Source organism: Microbacterium sp. bgisy207 (assembly GCF_965345035.1).
GTDB lineage: Bacteria > Actinomycetota > Actinomycetes > Actinomycetales > Microbacteriaceae > Microbacterium.
In genome coordinates, this window is sequence record NZ_CBDRMG010000001.1 from 1 (window position 1) to 22,090 (window position 22,090).

Genomic DNA, 22,090 nt, shown 5'->3' on the forward strand with positions numbered 1-22,090 from the left:
GACAACATCGCCGTCGCGAACATCCCGACCGTGAGCACCGCGGGAATCGTGTCGGGCGCGAAGATCTCGACGATCACCAAGCGTGGCATCGCGGATCTGAAGATCAAGGCGCGGGGGCCGCGCCAGCACGTCGGCGAGCTGTCGGGCGGGAACCAGCAGAAGGTGGTCCTCGCGAAGATGCTCGCCCGCAAGCCGAAGGTTCTGCTCATGGACGAGCCGACCCGAGGCATCGATGTCGGCACCAAGGCAGAGATCTACCGGCTCATCCGGCAGCTCGCTGCCGAGGGCACCGCGATCATCGTGGTCAGCTCGGAGCTTCCCGAGCTGATCGGGATGAGCGATCGGATCATCATCCTCCACGAAGGCCAGATCAGCGGAACCGTGCCCGCCGAGAACGCCGACGACGAACTCCTCCTCTCTTACTGCTACGGGAAGCCACAGTCATGACCTCGACAGACAACCAGAAGTCACCGACGACCACATCGATCGTGGTCGGGCACGCCAGCAATGCGGGGCGATGGATGCTCCAGGGCGGCACCATCGTCGCTCTCGTGCTGCTCGTGCTCTTCTTCTTCCTCATGCGCCCCGACGTGTTCCTCACGTTCGTGAACGTGAAGAACATCCTCTATCAGGTCTCGATCCTCGCGATCATCGCGGGAGCCCAGACCGTGGTCATGGTCGTCGGTGACTTCGACCTGTCCGTGGGCGCGACGTCGGCGCTCGCCGGCGCAACGGCAGGCGCGGCAATGCTCGGCGGATGGCCCGTGCCCGCGGCCATCGCGCTCGCGCTGATCGTGGGCCTGCTGATCGGGCTCCTCAACGGGGTACTCGTCGCGTATCTGAACCTGTCCGCCTTCATCGCGACCCTGGCCATGATGACGTCGGTCGTCGGGTTGGCGTTCCTGGTGACCCAGGGGACGACACTGTTCAACTTCCCCGCGGAGTTCAACGAGCTCGGCCAGGGCAAGCTGCTCGAGATCCCGCTTCCGGTCTACTTCGCGATCGTCATCTCGGTGATCCTGTGGTTCGTGCTCCGCTACACGACTCTTGGTCGGCGGTGGCACGCGATCGGCGGCAGCGTCGAGGTGTCGCGGCTGTCGGGTGTCAACGTGCGCCGGGCGCGCTTGCTCGCCTTCACGATCGCCGGTTTCGTGTCGGCCATCGGAGGCATCCTGTTGGCGGCCCGACTCGGCAGCGCAAGCGCCGTCCAGGGCGAGGACAACATGATGTTCTCGGTCGCCGCGGTGTTCCTCGGCATGACGATCCTCCGCTCCGGCGCCGCGAACCTCGTCGGCACGATGGTGGGCGTCGCGATCATCGGCGTCATGAGCAACGGGCTCAACATCCTCGGCGTGAACGCCTACGTCCAGCAGGTCGTCACCGGCATCATCATCATCGCCGCCGTGACGCTGTCCTCCCTCAAGCATCGGGAGCGGTGACCCCGCCGCTCCCGTGACCCCGAGTCCCGACTCGGATCCCCATCCGGGGAAGCACACAGAGAAAACGCAATACACAACGCAATACACAAAGGAGTAGATAGTGCGTACTTCCATCAAGGCCTTTGCGGCCGCGACCGCGGTCGCTGCTCTCGCCCTCGCCGGGTGCTCGTCAGGTGGCGGCGACAACGGCGGCGGCGACAACACGGAGCCCACGAAGGTCGTGGCGTTCACCTCCGGAAACCAGACGCCGATCGGCGCATGGTGGGTCAAGGACATCGAGGCGAAGGCTGCCGAGTTCGGCTGGGACCTCACGATGATCCAGGGTGACTTCGACTTCCAGAAGATGAACCCCGCGGTCGAGAGCGCCATCGGACAGGGCGCCGACCTCGTCTACAACGGCTACACCGACGTCGCCTCCATCGGGTCGATCGTCACCGCCGCCAAGGACGCCGGCATCCCGATGTTCGCCATCGACTCTGGTGTCGAGCCGACCGATGCCTACGCCCTGAACATCACCACCGACCAGCAGGGCATCGTCGACCAGACGATGGGCGCCATCGCCGACGCTCTCGGCGGCAGCATCGAGGGCAAGAACATCATGGTGATCGGGCACGACCCGCACGCCGGCATCCGCACCCGTGCGGCGCTTGCCGCCGAGGCCGTCGAGGCCGGTGGAGCGACCCTCGCCGGTGGCGAGATCCAGCAGGTGGTCTCGCCCGCGACCGGCCGCACCGAGGCGCTCGCGCTGGTGGCCGACTACCTTTCGGCCAACCCCGGTGGCCTGGACGCTGTCTGGGTCGGATGGGATGACGCTGCTCTGGGTGCGGTCCAGGCCGTGACCGAAGCGGGCGCGACCGTTGCCGTCACCGGAGTCGACGCCACCAGCGAGGCGATCGCCGCCGTCAAGGCCGGCACCATGCTGGCGACGGTCGAGCAGCCGTGGCCGCTCATCAACGACGCGGTGCTCGAGGCGATCCAGGCCTGGATCGAGACCGGCACCATGCCGGCGAGCAACTTCGAGGAGGAAGCGACGACGCTCGTCACGAAGGCGAACGCCGACGACATCACTCCGTCCGACAAGCTCGGCTGATCCACTGAAACCCCGGTGGGGGCGGGAACGCTGCGGCCCCGCCCCCACCGGCACCACCCCCGTCTCCTGTGCGGCTCGCGCCGCTGAGATCGACTGACAGAAAGACATCACTATGCGTTTGGCAGGCAAGGTCGCCCTCATCACCGGCGGCGCGAGCGGAATCGGACTCGCCACCGTCAAGAAGTTCATCGCGGAGGGCGCGCGCGTCGCCGTCGCCGACATCAACGCGCAGCGCGCCCAGGAGGTCGTGGACACGCTGCCCGAGGGCTCGGCCATCGCTGTCGGTGTGGACGTCTCGGTCTACGACGAGGTCGAAGCGGCGGTCAACAGTGCCGTCGATGCATTCGGCAAGCTCGACGTCATCTTCAACAACGCCGGTATCGCCGGCGGCAAGCCGCTCCTCGACCACGATCCCGCTGTCGACTACCACCCCATGATCCGGATCGATCAGGACGGCGTGTACTACGGCATCCTCGCGGCAGGCCGCCAGTTCAAGAAGCAGGGCACCGGCGGCGTCATCATCTCCACCTCCTCGATCTACGGTGAGCAGGCTGCTGAGCTCGCGTTCAGCTACAGCGCGGCAAAGGCCGCCGTGATCTCGTTCACCCGGTCGGCCGCGTACGAACTCGCCGAGTACGGCGTGCGCGCCGTCGCGATCACCCCCGGCCGTGTCGGCACGCCGATGATCAACCAGTTCTCGGACGAGCTGAAGGCGCTCTTCGCATCCGAGCAGATGCGCAACAAGATGACGGAGCCGGAGGAGATCGCGAACGTCGTCGCATTCCTCGCCTCGGACGAGGCCAACGTCATCAACGGCACCGTTGTGCACGTCGACGACGGGTACTCGGCGTTCAAGCAGCGTTTCGACCTCCCGACGTTCTGAGCGATGGTCATGGATCTCGACGTCGCCTGCCACATCAACGTCTTGGTCGACGGACCGGACTCCTCGGCCACGCCCGACGCTCTTCGTCGCGTGGCCGAGGCGGGGTACCGGCGAATCGTGCTGGCTCCGTTCGACCCTGCCGCAACCGACCTTGCGAGCCTGCGTCGGGTCTTCGAGGATGCGGGCCTGACGCCGATCCCGATCGCCGGGCAGATGCCCGGAGCGGATGTGTCGTCGGCGGATGAGGACGAGCGCCGGGCAGGCGAGGCGGCGCTGTACGCCATGGTCGACGCGACAGCCGCCCTCGGCGGCGACCAGCTCAACGGCGTGCCCTACGGCGTCTTCGGACACCCGATGGCTCCGGTGGATCACGCTGCGCGGGAGCGCTCGGCGACCGCTGTGGGCCGTGTCGCGGACTACGCCCACGAGCACGGCATCACGATGACCTTCGAGGTCGTCAACCGGTATGAGACCGCGATGGTCAATACCGCGGCCCAGGCGATGGAGTACGCCGAGCTCAGTGGCTCGGAGCACCTTCGCATCCATCTCGACTCTTTCCACATGGGCGTCGAAGAGGCGGACGCGGCGCAGGCCATCCGTCTGGCGATGCCGCGGCTCGCGTACCTCGAGCTCGGTCAGTCCGGACGGGGGATGCTCTCTACCGGCGCAGTCGACATACCCAAGCTCGTTCAGGGCGCGCTCGACGACGGCTACCAAGGCCGGTGGGGCGTCGAGGCATTCTCGCGGTCGGTCATCCCCGAGTTCGTTGCCGACATGCTCGCGATATGGCGCGAGCCCTACACGGACGGCATCGCACTCGCCGAAGACGCCATGCGGGTCATCCGCGCGGGATGGTCGTCGAGCAGTGTCGGCCGACGGGCACAGCGTCTTGCGCGCGGTGCCGCAGACACGGGTACTATCGTCCGTCCCGCCTGATCCGGGAGCCCGGATCCGAGCGGTCACGACGTCAACGGAATCAAGGAGGAACCATGACGATCGCACAAGCCACCGATCTACTCATCGACCCCGCGACATTCGCAGGAAAGATCTACATCGACGGCGAATGGACCGCCGGTGAAGGAGGACAGATCGACTCGGTCGCTCCCGCGACCGGAGAGGTGCTGACCGCCGTCGGTATGGCCGGGCCCGGGGACGTGGCCCGCGCGGCGAAGTCGGCCGCCGCAGCGCAGAAGGAGTGGGCCGCGATGCCGCATCCAGCCCGCGCGGCTGTGCTTCGCAAGGCCGGGATGCTGTGGGAGCAGTACGCCGACGAGATCGGGAGCTGGAACGTGCGGGAAGTGGGCGCGATCCCGCCGTTGGCCGGCTTCGCCCTCCATGTCACCGCCGCCGAATGCTACGAGGCGTCGGCCTTGCCGTCGGCGCCCAAGGGTGCGGTCCTCTCGTCCGAGGAGCCGCGACTGTCGATGACCGAGCAGGTGCCGGTCGGTGTCGTGGGCGTCATCTCGCCGTTCAATGTTCCGCTGATCCTCGGCATCCGTGCCGTCGCACCGGCATTGGCGCTCGGAAACGCCGTGATCCTCAAGCCGGACCCCCGCACCGTTGTGACGGGCGGCGTGTCGTTCGTGCGCATCTTCGAGGAGGCGGGGCTTCCCAAGGGTCTGCTGCAGTTGCTGCCCGGCGGTGCCGATGTCGGTCAGGCGATGATCGAGGACCCGCACGTCCGGGTGATCGCGTTCACCGGGTCGACTCGGGCCGGGCGTGTCGTCGGGGAACAGGCCGGCCGCCACCTCAAGCGCGCTCACCTCGAGCTCGGGGGCAACTCGGCGTTCATCATCCGTGAGGATGCCGATGTCGACCAGGCCGTCAACCTCGCGACGTGGGGATCGTTCCTGCACCAGGGCCAGATCTGCATGACCGTGGGGCGGCACATCGTGCACGAGGCAGTCTTCGACGAGTACGTGGAAAAGCTCGCCGCCAAGGCCGAGTCGATGCACGTCGGTGACCCGGCCGCCGGACCCGTGCATCTGGGTCCCCTCATCGACGAGGTGCAGCGCGACCGCGTGCACGCCCTGGTGATGGACGCCGTCGCAGCGGGCGCCGAGCTGCGCGCGGGCGGCACGTACGAGGGGCTGTTCTATCGCCCGACCGTTCTCGCGAACACGCCAGCAGAGGCTCCCGCCTACTGCGAGGAGGTCTTCGGGCCCGTCGCGTCAGTCGTGAAGTTCTCGACCGACGAGGAGGCCGTCGCGCTTGCCTCGGCGACGGAGTACGGCCTCTCCCTGGGGATCGTCACCAAGGACGCCCTGGCGGGGTGGGACCTCGCGCAGCAGATCCCCACGGGGATCGTGCACATCAACGATCAGACCGTCAACGACGAGGCCAACACCCCCTTCGGCGGCACCGGATCCTCCGGCACGGGGTCCCGTCACGGTGGTGCTCAGGCCAACATCGATGCGTTCACCGAGACCCGGTGGATCACGATGCGGCGCGAGCCCGGTCAGTACCCGCTCTGACGCGACCGGTACGTCCTCGAGCCCCGGTCAGCGCGGCTCGAGGACGTACCGGTCTCTGCCCGCGAACAGACCCGACACGCTCTGACCGATGAGGATGGCTGCCACCAACAGCAGCGGCAGGGCCCAGGCATCTGTGGCATCATGCAGGGCGCCGAAGAGCACGGGCCCGGATGCTGCCATGAGATAGCCGACCGACTGCGCCATGCCCGACAGGGCAGCTGAAGCGTGGTGGTCGCGTGCGCGCTCGGCCATGAGTGTCAGGGATGTGCCGAGCGACGCGCCGGAGGCCGGCCCCAGTAACGCGATCCACAGGAGGATTGCCGACGGCGCGAGCATGAGCCCCACCGCACCGACCAGGGCCACGAGAGGAAGTGCGCCCGGAACCCAGCGCGCGGCGGGTCCACGGAACAGGAACGGGACGACGAGTGCGCCGACGACCGCTCCCACTTGGTAGAGCATGACGTCGATCCCCGCAGTCACCGGGGACAGTCCCGTCGAGACGGCGATCGTCGCGAGCCAGGTCACGAGGATGTAGAACACCGCCGATTGGAAGCCCATGTACGCGGCCACGAGCCACGCCATGGAGTCGCCCCAGATGCCGGTCGAGTGACGGATGCCGCCCGCGGCCCTGCGGGGTTCTCGCCGTCCCCGGTACGCGACGATCCACGCCACGATCGCGATCGGGAGCAGGATGCCGCCCGTGATCAGCAGTGACAGCCGCCAGCCCTCGGTGCCGGTCACCGCTGCGGCCCATTGCGAGGTCGGCACCGCGACCCCGGATGCGACGGCGCCCGCGCCGCCCAGAAGTGCGGTGTAGACGGCCATCATGGCGGGGACGCGGCCGGGGAAGTCGCGCTTGACTACGGCGGGCATCAGGACGTTCGCCACGGCCAGCGCGACGCCGATCAGCGCCGTGCCGATCCACACGCTCGCGAGTGGACCGGGGAGGGAGCGCACGAGCGTGCCGATCGTGAGGAGCAGCAGCGAACCGAGCACGACCCGGCTCATCCCGAACCGGTTGCTCAACTCGTGGGCGAACGGCGAAACGATCGCCCACGCCGCCAGTGGCACCGCCGCGAGGAGGCCGAGGATGCTGGTCGCCAGTCCGGTATCGCCAGCGATCTGCTCCAGCAACGGGCCGATCGAGGTGATCGTTGGGCGCATGTTGACGGCGACGAGACACACCGCGACGACGAGGGCGACGCGGGCGTGTGGCATCGTTGCGCGCTCATCGCCCATAGAGTTCGGACTATACCTCAGTCCATAGGTATCTGAGGCGGCATTGCCGCTGAGTCGAATCCGAGGCTCCGGCGACTGTACGCGGTGTCGCCGACGACAGTCGCCATGCTCCCTCGCCTCGCCGGAACGACAACGCCCGCGCACCGATGGTGGCGCGGGCGTTGTCTCGAGCAGAGTAGCGGTCAGCCGTTGCCGAACCGGGCGCGCAAATCGGCCTTTCGCACCTTCCCCGACGCGGTGCGGGGGAGTTCATCGACGATGACGACGTTCTTGGGCAGCTTGTAGCGCGCGAGCTTGCCATCGAGGTGCGCTCGCACGCTGGCGGTGTCGAGATCGACGCCTTCCTTGACGGTGATGATCGCCCACGGGACTTCGCCCCACTGATCATCGGGGATGCCGATCACCCCCACTCCGGTGACGCCCTCGATGCTCGAGATGTGGTTCTCCACTTCGGCAGGGTAGATGTTCTCCCCACCCGAGATGATCATGTCCTTCAGCCGGTCAGAGATGTAGAGGTACCCGTCGCGATCGAGGTAGCCGAGGTCGCCCGACCGAAACCAGCCGTCCGCGGTGAACGCGTTCGCCGTCGCCTCGGGCAGGTTCAGATACCCCGCGAAAACGTTCGGGCCGGATATCTCGATCTCGCCCACCGTGCCGCGGGGGACCATTGCGCCGTTCTCGTCCGCGATCCGCACCTCGGTGAAGAAGTGCGCAAGCCCGACGCTTCCCTGCTTAGCCCGGGTCATCGCCGGGGAGAGTGACGTCGCGCCCGGCGAGGTCTCGGTCATCCCGTAGCCCTGAGAGAACGACAGGCCCCGGGACTCGTAGGCGTCGAGGATGCGGGTCGGTACCGCCGAGCCGCCGCAGGTGAGCTTGGCCAGACTTGACAGGTCGGTGCTCGCCCAGTTCGGGTGGTCGGCCATCATCTGGTAGGTGGTCGGGACGCCGCTGAGCATGGTGACCCGGTACTCCTGAATCAGCTCGAGTGCGCGACCGGCCTCGAAGCCCTTCTCCAGCACCATCGTGCCGCCCTTGAGCAGGATGGGCAGTGCGCCCATCCCGAGTGAGGCGACGTGGAACAACGGCGAGATCATCAAGGCGATGTCGGTCGAGACCACGTCGTAGTCCACCACGCAGTTGATGGCGGTCCAGATGAGGTTGCCGTGCGTGAGGACCGCGCCCTTGGGCTTGCCTGTCGTCCCAGAGGTGTAGATGATGGCCGCCGGATCGTTGTGCCCGACCGCGGCGTCGGCGTGGCCGAACGGCGTGCCGCGCAGCAGCGGTGACAGGCCGGGGTGCTCGGGTGTGCCCTCGCCTGTCTGAATCACATGGCTGATGCGGGCCGCTGCCACCCCCTCCGCCGCGCGCTCGAGCAGGGCCGGGTCGACGATGAGCGCGCGCGCTCCAGAGTCGGTGAGCACGTGCGCGACCTCGGGTGGCGCTAGCCGCGTGTTGACCGGGACGAAGACGGCGCCCAGCTGCGCGCACGCGAACATCACCGAGAGGAACTCCGGACTGTTCTCCCCCAGGAACGCGACCGGGTCTCCGATACGTATCCCGCGATGCCACAGGACGGCCGAGATGCGATCAGTGTCGTCGGCCAGTGCGCGGTAGGTCATGGTCTGGCCGCCCTGGAAGATCAGCGCGGTCTTGTCGGGTGTCTTCTGGCGCCGGGTGGTCATCCAGGCGCCCAGTCCGTGGTTGTGCATCGGAGATCTCTTCTTCGAGGAGGTGGATTCGTCGGTGAATCACGCGATGCGGGTGAGGGAAGCGAGGTTCCCCCACCACGTCACGCGTACAGGCGCTGAAGGCTTCGCAGGACGACCGCGGGCTTCGTGCCGCCCTCGATCTCGATCGTTCCGTCGACGACGAGCTGGACTCCCCCGCCGACCTCGTTCGCTTCGGCGATCGTCGCCGTCAGCCGGACCCGGGATCCGGCGGCCACCGGAGAGACGAAGCGCACCTTGTCGAGGCCGTAGTTCACCTTCGTGCCTGCGCCCTGAACATCCAGCAGATCGACCCACATCGGAATGAACAGGGAGAGCGTGAGGAACCCGTGCGCGATCGGTGCTCCGAACGGTCCATCCTTCGCCCGCTCGGGGTCGACGTGGATCCACTGGTGGTCGTCGGTCGCGTCGGCAAACGTGTTAATACGGTCCTGCGTCACGTCGAACCACTCGGAATAACCGAGATCGGTGCCGACGAGGGTATGCAGGTCGGTGAACGCAACGGTTGTGGTCATGATGTCTCCTTGCGGGTGGTACCGGGCGGGGGGTCAGGCGGGCGTGGACAGTCCGAGCAGCCGAGCGGCGTTGTTCTTCAGGATGCCGGGCATGACCTCGGGCTTCAGAGCGGTCTTCTCGGCATCCGCGAGCCAGCGCTCCGGCGTCAGGAGCGGGAAATCGCTTCCGAACAGGACGCGGTTCTTCAGGTACGAGTTCGCGGCGCGCACCAGGGACTCGGGGAAGTACTTCGGACTCCAGCCGGACAGATCGATCCACGTGTTGTGCTTGTGGGTGGCCACCGAGAGCGCCTCGTCCTGCCACGGTACGGACGGGTGGGCCATGATGATCTGCAGCCGCGGGAAATCTGCGGCGACGCCATCCAGCAGCATCGGGTTGGACAGCGCGAGCCGGAAGCCGCGCCCTCCCGGCATCCCTGCCCCGATTCCCGTCTGGCCGGTATGGAACAGAGCGACGACCCCCGACTCCTCAAGGACGGAGTACAGCGGCGCGTAGGCGGGATCGCTCGGGTCGAAGCCCTGCACCGTCGGGTGGAACTTGAACCCGCGGACTCCGTGATCGTCGATCAGTCGCCGGGCCGTGTCGACGGCTGCCGTTCCCTTGCGGGGATCGACCGAGCCGAACGGGATCAGCACGTCGTTGTTGCGGGCCGCGCCCTCGGCGATCTCGACGCTGGAGATCGGAGCGTGCCCCAGCGCGGTCTCAGAATCCACGGTGAACACGACCGCCGCCATCGACCGCTCGCGGTAGTACTGCGCGATCGAGTCGAGGTCGGGACGGGGCCCGTCGGTGCGGAAGTACTTCGAGGCCGCCTCGGCGAGGTCGCTCGGAAGGGAGGAGTGGCCGTGCGCGTCGATCTCGATGTGCACATGCACATCGATTGCGGTGAGGGCGTCGAGGTCGATCGCCGGCTCGTAGCGGGTGCTCACCGCTGCAGCTCCTCCGGAAGCGGAGGGAAGGTCTCGCCGACGGACTGCAGCTTCGCATCGAACAGCTCGTGCGCTTCAGCCTGCAGGGTCTCGCTGCTCCAGCCGCCCTCGTGGTAGGCGGTGACGACGGGCTCGGGGTGCGACCACAACTGGATGCGGTCACCACCCACCCCGATCGCCTGACCGGTGATGTGCGCTGCCTCGTCGGAGGCGAGGTAGGCGATCACGCCGGCGACGTCTTCCGACGTTCCGAAGCCCAAGTCGTGCCGGAAGAACGCAGGCATCGATTCGCCGCGCTCGGTCGCCTCCACGGCGGCGGCGAAGTAGGGGATCGTCGCCGTCATGGCCGTGGCTGCCACGGGGATCACCGCGTTCGCCGTGATCCCTGCCTTCTTCAGTTCGAGGGCCCACGTGCGCACCATCCCGACGATGCCCGCCTTGGCTGCCGCGTAATTGGTCTGACCGAAGTTCCCTCGCTGACCGGTCGGGGAGCCGATGCAGATGATGCGCCCGGGCGTGCCGGTCTCGCGCAGATGGGTCGCCACCTCCCGAACACAGGTGAAGGTGCCGCGAAGGTGCACATTGATGACGGTGTCGAAGTCGTCGTCGGTCATCTTCCAGAGCGTCTTATCGCGCAGGACTCCGGCGTTGGTGACGAGGATGTCGACGCGCCCGAACGCATCGAGCGCGGCGGCGAGGAGCTTCTGCGCTGTCTCTGTGGGGCCCACGGGGGCGACGACGGCGGTCGCGCGTCCGCCTTCGGTCTCGATCGCCGTGACCGCGTCCTTGGCAGTCTGCTCATCGACGTCGTTGATCACGACGGCCGCTCCCTGCCTTGCCAACTCCTGCGCATAGGCGAGGCCGAGACCGCGGCCGGATCCGGTGACGATGGCGACTTTGCCCTGCAGCGACATGGGGGCTCCCTTACTCCTCGAGGCACACTCTCGGCCCTGGCCGAGTACACCTAGTCAAGCCGGTTCAATTGCAAATGTCAACGATTGACGTTTGCCAGGGTGGTGGAGGGAGGGTCAGTCCTCGCGCGTCAGCCGGCGCCCGATGATCTCCTTCATGATCTCCGTCGTGCCGCCGTAGATCGTCGCCACCCGGGAGTCCATGTAGTCGTGGGCGACCGGGTATTCGCGGGTGTACCCGTAGCCGCCGTGCAACTGGAGTGCGCGGTCGATGACCTTCTGATGCAACTCGGTGACCCACCACTTGGCCATGGCGGCGGTGACGGCGTCGAGCCGGCCCGTCGCGGCGTCCAGGATGCAGCGATCGACGAAGACCTGCGCCACCTCGATCTGCGTGGCCAGCTCGGCGAGATAGAAACGATTCGCCTGGAAGTCTGCGATTCGCTGCCCGAAGGCCGTGCGCTCCATCGAGTAGGACAGGGCTTGGTCGAAGGTCGCACGCATCCGCGCCATTGACGTTGTCGCGATGTGGAGACGTTCGATCGGCAGGTTCCGGCGGAGCTGTGTCCAGCCGTCGCCGGGGCTTCCGAGAACATTCGCACGCGGGACGCGCACATCGGCAAACGACAGCTCGGCGGTGTCCTGAGCGCCGAGGCCGATCTTCTTGACCGGGCCGCTGCGAGTGAACCCGGGCATCCCGTCCTCAACCACGAGAAGGCTGAAGCCGCCGCGGCCGGCGGCAGCATCCGTGCGTGCCACGACGATGACGACGTCGGCCAGCAGGCCGTTGGAGATGAAGGTCTTCGAGCCGTTGAGCACGAAGTCGTCGCCGTCCGGCCGAGCGGTCGTCGCGATCGCCGCAAGGTCAGACCCGGTCCCCGGTTCCGTCATAGCGATCGCGCCGATCCGCTCCCCGGCGACCATGGGAGCCAGCCATCGTCGATTCTGTTCGTCCGAACCGAAGTCGATGAAGTACGGCGCGATGAGGTCGTTGAATCCGCACAGCGACATCGAGACGGCCGTGGCGCCGGCGCGCGCGAGCTCCTCGATCACGATGGCGTTGTATCGAAAGTCGTCGACGTCGCCGCCGCCGTAGCGAGCCGGCGCCGATATCCCCAGGAGACCGGTCGCTCCCGCTCTCTCGAACAGCGACCGGTCGACCCGGCCCGCTTCCGTCCAGGCGTCGAGATGGGGCGTGACCTCGCGCTCGACGAATCGGCGCACGATGTCGCGGAAGTCGTTGTGGGACTCGTCGAAGATCGTGCGGGGGAGGGCGACACTGCTCATAGTGAGGATTGTGTCCATCTCGACGATAGTTGTCAAGTTCAACGATTGTGTTCCGCAGTGAATGACTACAATGGCCGGGTGTCCACCGCAAACGATCAGGCCCGGGCGACGGAAACCCCCGTTCGCGCCGAGCGACTCTGGCGCACGACGGTCGCAGACGACCTCGCGTTCCTGCTCGCACAGGCCAACGCGGTCTCAGTTGCCCGTGCTCACTCCGCTCTGCAGTCGGTGGGGCTGCGCGTTCGTCCCTACGCCGTGCTCGCCATCGCGGCCAGTGACGCGCGGCCGTCTCAGCGGGAGCTGTCGGAGTTCCTGCGCCTCGATCCGAGCCAGATCGTCGCGCTCATCGACGACCTGCAGTCACGCGGACTTGTCGAAAGAGAACCCGACCCGAACGACCGACGGGCTAACGTCGTGGTCGCGACGCCTGCGGGTCGTGAACTCTTTGCCCGCGCACTCGAACTGGCGAGGCAGGCGGAGGACGAGATGTTCGCCGCACTCGCTCCCTCGGAGCGCGAAGCTCTCGCGCACGCCCTGCGGGTGATGGCGGGCGCCGTCACTGGTCCCGACAAACGCTGAACCGCGTCTCACGCGATCCCGCGAGGGAAAGCCGCGCGGCGGCGAAGGCGACAGCTCAGGCGAAGGGCCACCCGGTGTACGCCTCGGCGAGGTAGGTCTGGCCTGCCTCGGACTCGACGACCGAGCGCAGCTCCCCGATCTGGCGGCGACGGTCGAATTCGGATGCCTCGGGAGTGAGGTGGAGCATGCTCGTCATCCACCAGGAGAAGTGCTGCGCCTTCCAGATGCGCTTCAGCGCCGTCTCGGCGTAGGCATCCAGCAGCCGCTCGTCGCCGTCGTTCAACAGCGCGCCCAGTGCCCGGTCCAGCAGCACGACATCCGCGACCGCGAGGTTCATTCCCTTCGCGCCGGTCGGGGGAACGGTGTGGGCGGCGTCCCCGACGAGGGCGGCGCGTCCGCGTCGCAGTTCGTAGGCCACGAAGCTGCGGAAGCGCAGGACGTCGCGCTGGAAGATCGGCCCCTCCTGCAGCGTGGTCCCGGGAACGCAGGACTGCAGCTTCTCCCAGATCTCCGCCTCGCTCAAGGCTTGGGGGTCGGTCTCGGGGTCGCACTGGAAGTACATGCGCTGCACGGTGGCGCTGCGCTGACTGATCAGGGCGAATCCGTGTGGCGAGTTGCTGTAGATGAGCTCATCGGAGCTGGGCGGCGCTTCGCACAGGATGCCGAACCAGGCGAACGGGTACTCGCGGAAATCGCCGCCTGTCGAGGAACCGGTGACGGCTGCGCGCACGAGACTGCGCGATCCGTCACCGCCGACGACGAAATCCGCCTCGATCTCGAGGGGGGAGCCATCGGGGTTGGTTGCGATGACCCGCGGCCGGTCCGTCTCGATGTCTTCGACACGGTCGACCGTGACGCCGAAGCGCAGGTCCTGGCCGGCCGCCAATCGCACCCCGATGAGGTCGATGAGGACCTCGTGCTGGGGGAAGAGCCACACACTCCGGCCGGTGAGAGCGGGGAAGTCGATGCGGTGTCCTTCGCCCTCGAAGCGCAGCTCGATTCCGTCGTGGCGCTGCCCGACGGTCTTCACGCGTGGCGAGGCCCCCGTCTGGTCGAGGAGCTCGACGGTGGGATGCTCGAGGATGCCGGCGCGGATCGTCTTCTCGATCTCCTCGCGGCTGCGCTGATCGAGCACGATCGACTCGATCCCCCGGGCGGCGAGCAGGTGGGACAGGAGCAGGCCGGCGGGGCCGGCTCCGACGATGGCTACCTGGGTGCGGACGGCGGACATGGCGTCTCCTTCGACGGATGCGGGTCTTCGCCGAGTCTGCAGCATCTCGACCATCCTCCCGTCAAGATTCCCATTGAATGGGCAGCGGCGAGGAGTGCGCCCGTTCGAGGCGGGCGTCAGTTCGGGTGGCTAGAGACGCTGTCGCCGCAGATCGCGCTCGGTCGCCGTGGCCGCGTCGCGCAGTGCGGCGACGGCCGCCGCCGGGTCGGTGTCCCGGGGCAGGACGACCGAGAGGGCGGCCACGACCTCACCCTCGTGGCGGAGGGGAACGGCGACGCCGGTCGAGACGGACTGAATCGACCCGGGGGCGATCGCGACCCCGTCGCGTCTGATCGTCGCGATCATGCGCTCGAGCGTCCGCGGGTCGGTCACCGTCTCGGCGGACACAGCGCGCAACGGCCGGCTGAGAATCCCGGCGCGGAGATTGGCGGGCGCGTAGGCGAGGAGGATGAGCCCCGACGAGGATGCGTGCAGGGGGAGCCGCCCGGCGATGCGCGTGATGTTGGCGCCGGCATCCGGGTGCGACAGGCGTTCGATGAACAGCGCCTCGTCCTTCTCTCGAACGGCAAGCTGCGTGTGCTCACGGATGACGGACTGCACGGTTTCCATGTGCGGCAGCGCCGCCGTGCGCAGGCGCAGCGCCGACGAACCCCGCAGCGCGAGCTCCCACAGTCGCATGCCGAGCCTGACCTGCGCGTCCTCGTCGCGATCGAGCAGCCCCGCCGAGACGAGATCGTCAACGATGCGGTGAGCGCTCGATGACGGCAGTGCGGCGCGTCGACCGATCTCGGATGCCGATTGCACGGTCCGCTCCGAGGTGAACGTCTCGAGAACGCGGACGATCCGCTCGGTCATCGAGTCACCCGTGGGCGAGTTCGCCATGCTGACAGCTTGGCATGCACGCACGACGGACGCTGTGCGCGGGTCGTGTCGGCGAGCACCGGCCGCGGCCCTCGGCCGGAAGGGCGTCGCTACGCTCGAGGTATGAGCCGCGCAGCGATGTACAACGAGACCGGGGGCCCCGATGTCCTGTTCGTGACGGAGGTCCAGGAGGCGTCACCGGGTGCCGGCAAGGTACTCGTCGCCGTCGAGGCGGCGGGACTGAACCCGTACGACGCCAAAGCCAGGAGCGGGTTCATCCCTTCCAGCGCTCCTTTCCCGCGTCGGATCGGTGGGGACTTCGCAGGGTCGGTCATCGCCGTCGGCGAGGGCGCCGCGTACACCGACGGCACCCCCGTGTCAGTCGGCGATGCCGTCATGGGCCGCGCGTCCGGCGCGGTGGCCGAGCAGGTCATCGCGAACGCCGCGGAGATCGCACTCCGCCCGGAGGCGCTCGCGGTCGAGGTCGCGGGTGGTCTCCACGTCGCCGGACTCACGGCGGTCTCGTGTCTTGCGACCGTCCCGGTAGGCGCGGATGACGTCGTGCTCGTCGGGGGCGCCAGTGGCGCGGTCGGGCTCGTCGCCGCTCAGCTGGCGATCGCGCGCGGGGCGCGGGTCATCGGTTCGGCATCCGTGACCAACCACGAGTTCCTCCGGTCCCTCGGTGTCGAGCCCGTCGCATACGGCGAGGGGCTTGCCGACCGCGTGCGCGAACACGGGGTCCCCACGGCTGTCATGGACTGCCACGGGCGCGAAGCGCTGGATGCGGGTATCGACCTCGGTGTGCCCGCCGACCGGATGGTCGCGATCGCCGCCTACGCGGCGCTGGACGAGCTTGGCGTGCACAACGTCGAGCGCGAGGCCCGCACTCCCGAGAACCTGCGCGCGCTCGCCGACGACATCGCCGCCGGACGGATCGTCTTCCCCATCGTGGCGACCTATCCGCTCGACGACGTCGTCGCGGCGTTCGAGGCCCTCGAGTCCACGCACGCGCCCGGCAAGATCGTGATCATGCCCTGACGCGCAGGCCGGGCGGCGGCTGTTCGGTTGCCGCAAACCGGGGCGCCAGCATCCGCGGCGCGGCGTGTTGCGGCAAACGAACGAGGACGCTCAGCCCCGCCAGACCGTCTTCAGGTTCATGAACTCCCGGATGCCGGCCGCTGCCAGTTCGCGACCGACGCCGGAGTTCTTGATGCCGCCGAACGGCAGCTCAGGGTGCGACACGGTCATGCCGTTGACGAACACGGCGCCGGCCTCGAGGCGGTCGATGAACCACTCGATCTCGTCGTCGTCGGTGCTCCACAGGGACGATGAGAGGCCGAAGGTCGTCGCGTTGGCGATCTCCACCGCCTCCTCGCGCGTCTCGACTCGGAACACCGTGGCCACGGGGCCGAACGCCTCCTCCTGGAACAGGCGCATGTCCCGCGTGATCCCGGCCAGCACCGTGGGCGGGTAGAACCACCCCGCGCCCTCGGGGACCGCTCCGCCCGCCAGCACCTCGGCGCCGCGCTCGATCGCGTCGTCGACCAGCTCGGCCAGTTCGTCGCGGCCGCTCTGGGTAGCCACGGGGCCCACGTCGGTCCCTTCCTCGAGCGGGTCGCCGACACGCAGCGCCTTGGTCTTGGCGACGAAACGCGACACGAAGTCGTCGTAGACGTCGGCGTGCACGATGAACCGCTTGGCCGCGATGCACGACTGGCCGTTGTTCTGATTGCGCGCGGTCACGGCCACGGATGCGGCGGCCTCGAGATCCGCCGTGGGCATCACGAGGAAGGGATCCGAGCCCCCCAGTTCCAGCACGACGTGCTTGACTTCGCTCCCGGCGATGGAGGCCAACGACCGTCCCGCGGGCTCGGAACCGGTCAGCGTCGCCGCGACGACCCGGGGGTCCCGCAGAACGCGCTCGACGCCGGAGGCCGGGATGAGCAGTGTGTGGAAGGAGCCGACCGGGAAGCCTGCCCGCTCGAAGAGTGTGTCGAGGTACAGCGCCGACCGGGGGACGTTGGATGCGTGCTTGAGCAGCCCGGTGTTGCCGGCCATGAGTGCGGGGGCAGCAAAGCGCATGACCTGCCACAGCGGGTAGTTCCACGGCATCACCGCGAGCACGATCCCCAGCGGCGCGTACCGGGTACCCGCCGCGGACGCCTTCACCGACGAGGGGTCGGCGAGGGTCTCATCGGCCAGGAAGTCGGCCGCGTGGTCGGCGTAGAACCGGCAGCCGCGGGCGCACTTGAGCACCTCTGCGCGCGACTGTGCGAGGGGACGACCCATCTCGATCGTGATCGTGCGGGCGAGTTCCTCGACGTCTGCTTCCAGCAGCTCGGCGGCTCGTCGCATCCACTCGGCTCGCTGAGCGAACGTCGTCTCGCGAAGCGCGGCGAACGCTGACTGAGCTGCCGCGATGCGGCGCTCGACTTCGGCCTCGTCGTGCGGCTCGAACGTCTCCACGACCTCGCCGGTCGCGGGGTTCGTCACTGCAATGGCCATGGCCTGCCTCTTCCTCGAGATGTCGGACTCCGCGAGCCTATCCGGCGCCGGCATGCGACGACAATCCAGCCGCTGTGACGGGACGGATCAGAAGACGATCGTGTGATTGCCGTGCCGAATGATGCGGTCCTGCGCATGCCACAGCACGGCGCGGGAGAGCACAGCGCGCTCGACATCGGCGCCGCGTCTTTCGAGGTCGAGTGCCGAGTCGGCATGGGTCGCTCGCACGATGTCCTGCTCGATGATCGGGCCCTCGTCGAGGTCCGTCGTCACGTAGTGCGAGGTCGCCCCGATGAGTTTCACGCCGCGGGCTTTCGCCTGACGATACGGCTGCGCGCCGATGAAGGCGGGCAGGAAGGAATGATGGATGTTGATCACCGGCACTGACACGCGTTCGAGGAAATCGGCACTGAGGATCTGCATGTAGCGGGCGAGCACGACGAAATCGACATCCGCCTCGGCGAGGATCTCCAGGATCCGCGCCTCGCTGACGCTCTTGTCAGGACCCACGATCGACGGCACGTGCACGAACGGGATGCCGAACCCCGCGACATCCGCTTCGGCATCCGTGTGATTCGACACGACGACCGGGATGTCGACCGGAAGCTCGCCCCGGCGGTGGCGCCACAGCAGGTCGAGCAGGCAGTGGTCCTGCCGCGACGCGAGGATCGCCATCCGCTTGGGTACTGACTGGTCCGTGATCGACCACTCGAGGTCGAAGCCGTCGCCGAGCGTCTGGGCAAGGTCTGCCTCGATCGCGGGGAGTGCGTCGCGCAGGCCCGGGCGGTGGAGCACGACGCGCTGGAAGTAGGCGCCTCCCTCCGGGTTGTCCGAGTACTGGTCGAACTGCACGATGTTCGCGCCCTGCCGCGTGATCAGAGCCGAGACGGCGGCCACGATGCCCGGTGAGTCCGTGCCGTGGACGATGAGACAGGCGTGATCCACGGGAAGGTGCGCGGCGGGCATGCATCGATTCTGCCGTGTCCGGCGGGCTCGCCAGGAATCCGAGACCGGCTAGCGAACACCCCTCATGAGGTTCAGGACGGGACGCGCAACCAGGAGGAGGAGGACGCCGAGTGCCATCGCAGCGATACCGAGGCTCGAGAAGTAGGGAACCTCGTTCTGCGGGTCGTAGAACTGGGCGAGCCAGCCCGCGATCGCGGTGCCCAGCGCAATGGAGAGAAAGAAGAGCGCGACCATCTGCGTGTGGAACGCCCGCGGCGCGAGCTTGGTCGTGATCGACAGGCCAATCCCCGGGACGTGGAGTAGGGGAGGGAGATCAGCAGGATCCCCTGCATCCCGTAGAAGCTGAAACGCTCCCACATCTCCACAGCGAAGATGTTGGCCAAGGCGGCCGGCTGACCGAAGAAGCGGGAGTCTCTCGGGCAGTCGGCCGCGACCGACCGCACCGCGCGCATCACCGGTGCGGCCGGGCCGAGGCGATCAGGCGTCGATCGTGTCGCGCAGGCCGGAGTGCACGGCATCCAGCCACGCGCCCACGTTGCGCCTCGCTTCGGGGGTGTCGGGGTACCGGCAGCGCAGGTGCAGCCCGGACTCGTTCGCGATGAACCAGATCATCACGCCGTCGGTCCGCACCACCGCCGAGACGTACTGGATGTCGCGCAACCGGTCAGGTTTGACCGGGAGTCTGCCGGTGTCCAGCCACGAAAAGGCGAACATGCCCGGCGTTGCCGGCATGCCGCCGTACGGAGCGAGGATCGGGCCCAACGGGTGCGATCCGAGGCCGATCGCCTCCTTCACGGCGCGTGCGCACGCGTGGGGCGAGGGGTCGGATGCCTCGATGACGGCGTTCGTGATGAACCACCCCACCGAGTCGTGCCACTGCGGGTCGTGCCGGCTGTGCACGGGGAACACCGCGCGAAGCGGTTGATCTCCCATCGCGAGGCTCACCCGCGTCATGACAGACACCGCCAGCGCGATGGCGCGCACGCCCATGGACGCCGCGCGTTCGCCGAACTCCTCGAACTCCGGTCCGTTCAAGACGTCTCGCACGTCGACGATCTCGGCCTGCGCGGCAGCGACGCTGCCCAGCGTCAGGGGAAACAGCGGCATCTGGCCGCCCTCGGCATCCAGGATCTCAGCCCATCGGGTCGTGATCGCCTCCGGTGCCGGGGGGCGGGCGGCAAGGTCCGCCGAGTGCTCGGCGAACGCTCTGGCTCGGGGCAGGGCCGCACCGGGGGCACGGGCCTCGCGCTCGTCGTCGATGATCTCGGCGAGGTCGCGCCCCAGCACCAGGAGAGACCACATGTCGACATGGGCGTGATCGGAGGCGATCACCACGGTCGGGTCAGCGCCGCCCTCCGGCTCGATCAGGCACAGCCGATGCGAGGGTGTGGCGAAGGGGCGGCATCCGTCGTCGAGCACGTCGCGCAGGACCTCGCGCGTGAGCCGTTCCGGCGCAGCAGGATGCGTCACCCATCGACCCACGCCCAGCCGTGCCGGCCGTACGCGCACCAGTCCCTCCTCGTCCCGATCGAACACGGTGCTGAGGGTGCCGTGCCTGTCGATGACGGTGGCCCAGGCGTCGGCGATCTCGTCGGGAGCCGCGGGGGTGCGCAGCCGGAACGACAGCGCCATCCACGAGCCGGGGCGATCCCCCGCCGAGACGTGGCGAGCCTGATCGAACGACAGCGTCAACGGCTCCGCGTCGGGCACGACCTCGGCGGGAAACACGAGGCTGCGGACCCGGCCCTGGGGCAGCGTCATTCGGGCGACGTTCGTCAAGCGCATCGCGCGTAGTCTAGGCGGCAACCGTTTCGCACAGAGGACGCCCGGGAGGGCACGTGAGCACGCTGCGGATTCGAGGCGCGACCCTCGACTTCGATGTGACCGGTGACGACGGCCCGCTGGTGGTCCAGTTGCACGGACTCATGTCCAGTCGCCGTCGCGACAGCCACCTCGGCCTCGACCTCGGTCGGGCGCTGCGGGATCATCGGATCCTGCGGATCGATGCGCGAGGTCACGGCGGCTCGACGGGCACGGATGATCCTGTCGACTACCGATGGGACAACCTCGCCGAGGACCTGCTGGCTGTCTTGGATGCCCTTGCCCCGGGCGAAGCGGTCCATGGAGTGGGCCCGTCGATGGGGACGGGCACGATGCTTCACGCGGCTCTGAAGGATCCGGCGCGTTTCGCGAGCCTCACGCTCATGGTTCCGCCGACGGCGTGGGGCACGAGGCGGGCCCAGGCCGAGGTGTACCGCACCAACGCCGACCTCATTGAGCGCCAGGGCGTGGAGGCGTTCGTGCAGCTCGGCTCCACGACCCCGGTTCCGCCCGCGCTCGCCGACGCTCCCGAGACCCTGCCCGCCGTTGACGAGGCGCTTCTGCCGATCGTGTTGCGCGGTGCTGCGACCGCCGATCTGCCCCCGAAGGAGGAGCTGTCCCGCATCGACGTGCCGACGCTCATCCTGGCGTGGACAGGTGACCCCACGCATCCGCTTCGCACCGCGACCCGCCTCAACGAGTTGATGCCCCACAGCCGCCTCGTCGTCGCGCGCACGCCCTACGGGGTCATGGCGTGGCCGGGTCTGTTCGCCGAGCACGTCATCACGGCCGGCATCGAGCTCACTCCGACCGGATCGATCCCGGTCGTTCCCGAATCGAGGGCGTCGTGAGCGAAACCGAGCCCGTCGGGCTCAGCATCCGTGAGCTCGACACCGTCGCCGATGTGTTCGCCGCCTCCGCGGTCCTCTCCGAGGTCTGGGGCGGGGATCGCACGGGCATGCCTCCGAACCTCCTGCGGGCACTCGCGCACTCGGGCAACTACGCCGTCGGGCTGTTCGAGGACGACCGCCTGGTCGGAGCATCCGTCGCCTTCTTCGCCGAGCCCGCTGCCCGGTCGATGCACTCGCACATCACCGGCGTGCTCCCCAGCGCCCAAGGCCGGGGGTTCGGCCGGCTGCTGAAGCAGCATCAGCGGGAGTGGGGACTGCGCCGGGGGATCGGGCACGTCACGTGGACGTTCGATCCGCTCGTGGCGCGCAACGCGCACTTCAATCTCGCCGTTCTCGGGGCGCGGGTGACCGAGTATCTCGTGGACCACTACGGGGCGATGGACGACGGGGTCAATCGCGGCGATGAGTCCGACCGGCTGATGGTGTCGTGGGCGCTCGCCGCTCCGCCGGTACCCACGCCGACGGATGACGAGGTGCGCGCATCCGTCTCGATCCCCCGCGACATCGAGTCGCTGCGTCGGCGGGAGCCCGAGGCCGCTGCCGTGGAGCGGCGCCGCGTCCGCGATGCTCTGCTGACGCACCTTTCGGCGGGCCGGCGCATCGGCGGGTTCGATCAGCGCCGCGGCTATCTGATCGTCGACGCCTGAGCCGCCAGTACTCGCTCCGGTCGCGGCTTCCCGCCGGTGGTGTGTCAGGTGACCCACGACACGGCGCGACTGAA

The 22,090-nt window shown here is 68.1% G+C and carries 22 protein-coding genes; 10 read left to right on the plus strand and 12 right to left on the minus strand.

Annotated elements, in window-relative coordinates:
* The 6 genes from ACSGC5_RS00005 to ACSGC5_RS00030 form a co-directional block, all read left to right on the plus strand.
* On the plus strand, positions 1-447 hold a 447-nt coding region (locus ACSGC5_RS00005), incomplete at its 5' end, for an ATP-binding cassette domain-containing protein (protein WP_434968573.1).
* Positions 444-1,439 (plus strand): ABC transporter permease, encoded by a 996-nt coding sequence (locus tag ACSGC5_RS00010; RefSeq protein WP_434968574.1) that lies wholly within the window; start codon positions 444-446, stop codon positions 1,437-1,439. The genes ACSGC5_RS00005 and ACSGC5_RS00010, both read left to right, overlap by 4 nt.
* A 100-nt stretch (positions 1,440-1,539) precedes the next feature.
* A complete protein-coding gene (locus ACSGC5_RS00015; RefSeq protein WP_434968575.1) occupies positions 1,540-2,529 on the plus strand; it encodes a sugar ABC transporter substrate-binding protein in 990 nt (329 codons plus the stop codon).
* A 112-nt stretch (positions 2,530-2,641) separates the two neighbouring features.
* Positions 2,642-3,412, plus strand: a complete 771-nt coding sequence (locus ACSGC5_RS00020; RefSeq protein WP_434968576.1) for an SDR family NAD(P)-dependent oxidoreductase — start codon at positions 2,642-2,644, stop codon at positions 3,410-3,412.
* A gap of 9 nt (positions 3,413-3,421) precedes the next feature.
* Positions 3,422-4,348, plus strand: coding sequence for a sugar phosphate isomerase/epimerase family protein (locus tag ACSGC5_RS00025; RefSeq protein ID WP_434968578.1), 927 nt, complete (start codon positions 3,422-3,424; stop codon positions 4,346-4,348).
* 53 nt (positions 4,349-4,401) lie between these two features.
* Entirely contained in the window at positions 4,402-5,886 is a 1,485-nt protein-coding gene (locus ACSGC5_RS00030; RefSeq protein WP_434968579.1) for an aldehyde dehydrogenase family protein, read from the plus strand.
* Positions 5,887-5,913: 27 nt separating this feature from the next.
* Here the strand turns inward: ACSGC5_RS00030 and ACSGC5_RS00035 are convergent, their stop codons facing one another.
* The 6 genes from ACSGC5_RS00035 to ACSGC5_RS00060 form a co-directional block, all read right to left on the minus strand.
* Positions 5,914-7,125 (minus strand): MFS transporter, encoded by a 1,212-nt coding sequence (locus ACSGC5_RS00035; protein ID WP_434968580.1) that lies wholly within the window; start codon positions 7,123-7,125, stop codon positions 5,914-5,916.
* A gap of 182 nt (positions 7,126-7,307) precedes the next feature.
* Positions 7,308-8,834: an o-succinylbenzoate--CoA ligase gene (gene menE / locus ACSGC5_RS00040; protein ID WP_434968581.1), complete on the minus strand. Its 1,527-nt coding sequence runs from the start codon at positions 8,832-8,834 to the stop codon at positions 7,308-7,310.
* A gap of 80 nt (positions 8,835-8,914) precedes the next feature.
* A complete protein-coding gene (locus ACSGC5_RS00045; protein WP_434968856.1) occupies positions 8,915-9,370 on the minus strand; it encodes a MaoC family dehydratase in 456 nt (151 codons plus the stop codon).
* Between the two features lie 30 nt (positions 9,371-9,400).
* The gene (locus ACSGC5_RS00050) at positions 9,401-10,297 is read right to left on the minus strand and encodes an amidohydrolase family protein (RefSeq protein WP_434968582.1); all 897 of its coding nucleotides are present in this window, start codon (positions 10,295-10,297) and stop codon (positions 9,401-9,403) included.
* Entirely contained in the window at positions 10,294-11,211 is a 918-nt protein-coding gene (locus tag ACSGC5_RS00055) for an SDR family NAD(P)-dependent oxidoreductase (RefSeq protein ID WP_434968583.1), read from the minus strand. Before ACSGC5_RS00055 ends, ACSGC5_RS00050 begins: the two co-directional genes overlap by 4 nt.
* Positions 11,212-11,325: 114 nt before the next feature.
* Positions 11,326-12,495 (minus strand): acyl-CoA dehydrogenase family protein, encoded by a 1,170-nt coding sequence (locus ACSGC5_RS00060; RefSeq protein WP_434968584.1) that lies wholly within the window; start codon positions 12,493-12,495, stop codon positions 11,326-11,328.
* A 78-nt stretch (positions 12,496-12,573) separates the two neighbouring features.
* Between ACSGC5_RS00060 and ACSGC5_RS00065 the strand changes: the two genes are divergently transcribed.
* The gene (locus ACSGC5_RS00065; protein WP_434968585.1) at positions 12,574-13,074 is read left to right on the plus strand and encodes a MarR family winged helix-turn-helix transcriptional regulator; all 501 of its coding nucleotides are present in this window, start codon (positions 12,574-12,576) and stop codon (positions 13,072-13,074) included.
* A gap of 55 nt (positions 13,075-13,129) precedes the next feature.
* Here the strand turns inward: ACSGC5_RS00065 and ACSGC5_RS00070 are convergent, their stop codons facing one another.
* A complete protein-coding gene (locus ACSGC5_RS00070) occupies positions 13,130-14,305 on the minus strand; it encodes a 4-hydroxybenzoate 3-monooxygenase (RefSeq protein WP_434968586.1) in 1,176 nt (391 codons plus the stop codon).
* Positions 14,306-14,434: 129 nt separating this feature from the next.
* Positions 14,435-15,187 carry an IclR family transcriptional regulator gene (locus tag ACSGC5_RS00075; RefSeq protein ID WP_434968587.1) on the minus strand — a complete coding sequence of 251 codons (753 nt, stop codon included), beginning with the start codon at positions 15,185-15,187 and terminating at the stop codon, positions 14,435-14,437.
* 102 nt (positions 15,188-15,289) lie between these two features.
* On the opposite strand from ACSGC5_RS00075, the gene ACSGC5_RS00080 reads away from it, so the two are divergent.
* Positions 15,290-16,204 carry an NADP-dependent oxidoreductase gene (locus ACSGC5_RS00080; RefSeq protein WP_434968588.1) on the plus strand — a complete coding sequence of 305 codons (915 nt, stop codon included), beginning with the start codon at positions 15,290-15,292 and terminating at the stop codon, positions 16,202-16,204.
* Between the two features lie 90 nt (positions 16,205-16,294).
* On the opposite strand, the gene ACSGC5_RS00085 is transcribed toward ACSGC5_RS00080, so the two are convergent.
* From ACSGC5_RS00085 to ACSGC5_RS00100, 4 genes are all read right to left on the minus strand, one after another.
* Positions 16,295-17,671: an NADP-dependent succinic semialdehyde dehydrogenase gene (locus ACSGC5_RS00085; RefSeq protein WP_434968589.1), complete on the minus strand. Its 1,377-nt coding sequence runs from the start codon at positions 17,669-17,671 to the stop codon at positions 16,295-16,297.
* Between the two features lie 87 nt (positions 17,672-17,758).
* On the minus strand, positions 17,759-18,637 hold the full coding sequence (gene purU / locus ACSGC5_RS00090) for a formyltetrahydrofolate deformylase (protein WP_434968590.1): 879 nt from the start codon (positions 18,635-18,637) through the stop codon (positions 17,759-17,761).
* Positions 18,638-18,685: 48 nt separating this feature from the next.
* Entirely contained in the window at positions 18,686-18,871 is a 186-nt protein-coding gene (locus ACSGC5_RS00095; RefSeq protein ID WP_434968591.1) for a hypothetical protein, read from the minus strand.
* Between the two features lie 243 nt (positions 18,872-19,114).
* Positions 19,115-20,422, minus strand: a complete 1,308-nt coding sequence (locus ACSGC5_RS00100) for a peptide synthetase (RefSeq protein ID WP_434968592.1) — start codon at positions 20,420-20,422, stop codon at positions 19,115-19,117.
* Positions 20,423-20,475: 53 nt separating this feature from the next.
* On the opposite strand from ACSGC5_RS00100, the gene ACSGC5_RS00105 reads away from it, so the two are divergent.
* Together ACSGC5_RS00105 and ACSGC5_RS00110 are read left to right on the plus strand one after the other, a co-directional pair.
* Entirely contained in the window at positions 20,476-21,309 is an 834-nt protein-coding gene (locus tag ACSGC5_RS00105; RefSeq protein ID WP_434968593.1) for an alpha/beta fold hydrolase, read from the plus strand.
* Positions 21,306-22,016 carry a GNAT family N-acetyltransferase gene (locus ACSGC5_RS00110; RefSeq protein WP_434968595.1) on the plus strand — a complete coding sequence of 237 codons (711 nt, stop codon included), beginning with the start codon at positions 21,306-21,308 and terminating at the stop codon, positions 22,014-22,016. The genes ACSGC5_RS00105 and ACSGC5_RS00110 overlap by 4 nt, the downstream gene beginning before the upstream one ends.
* Positions 22,017-22,090 lie beyond the last annotated feature (74 nt).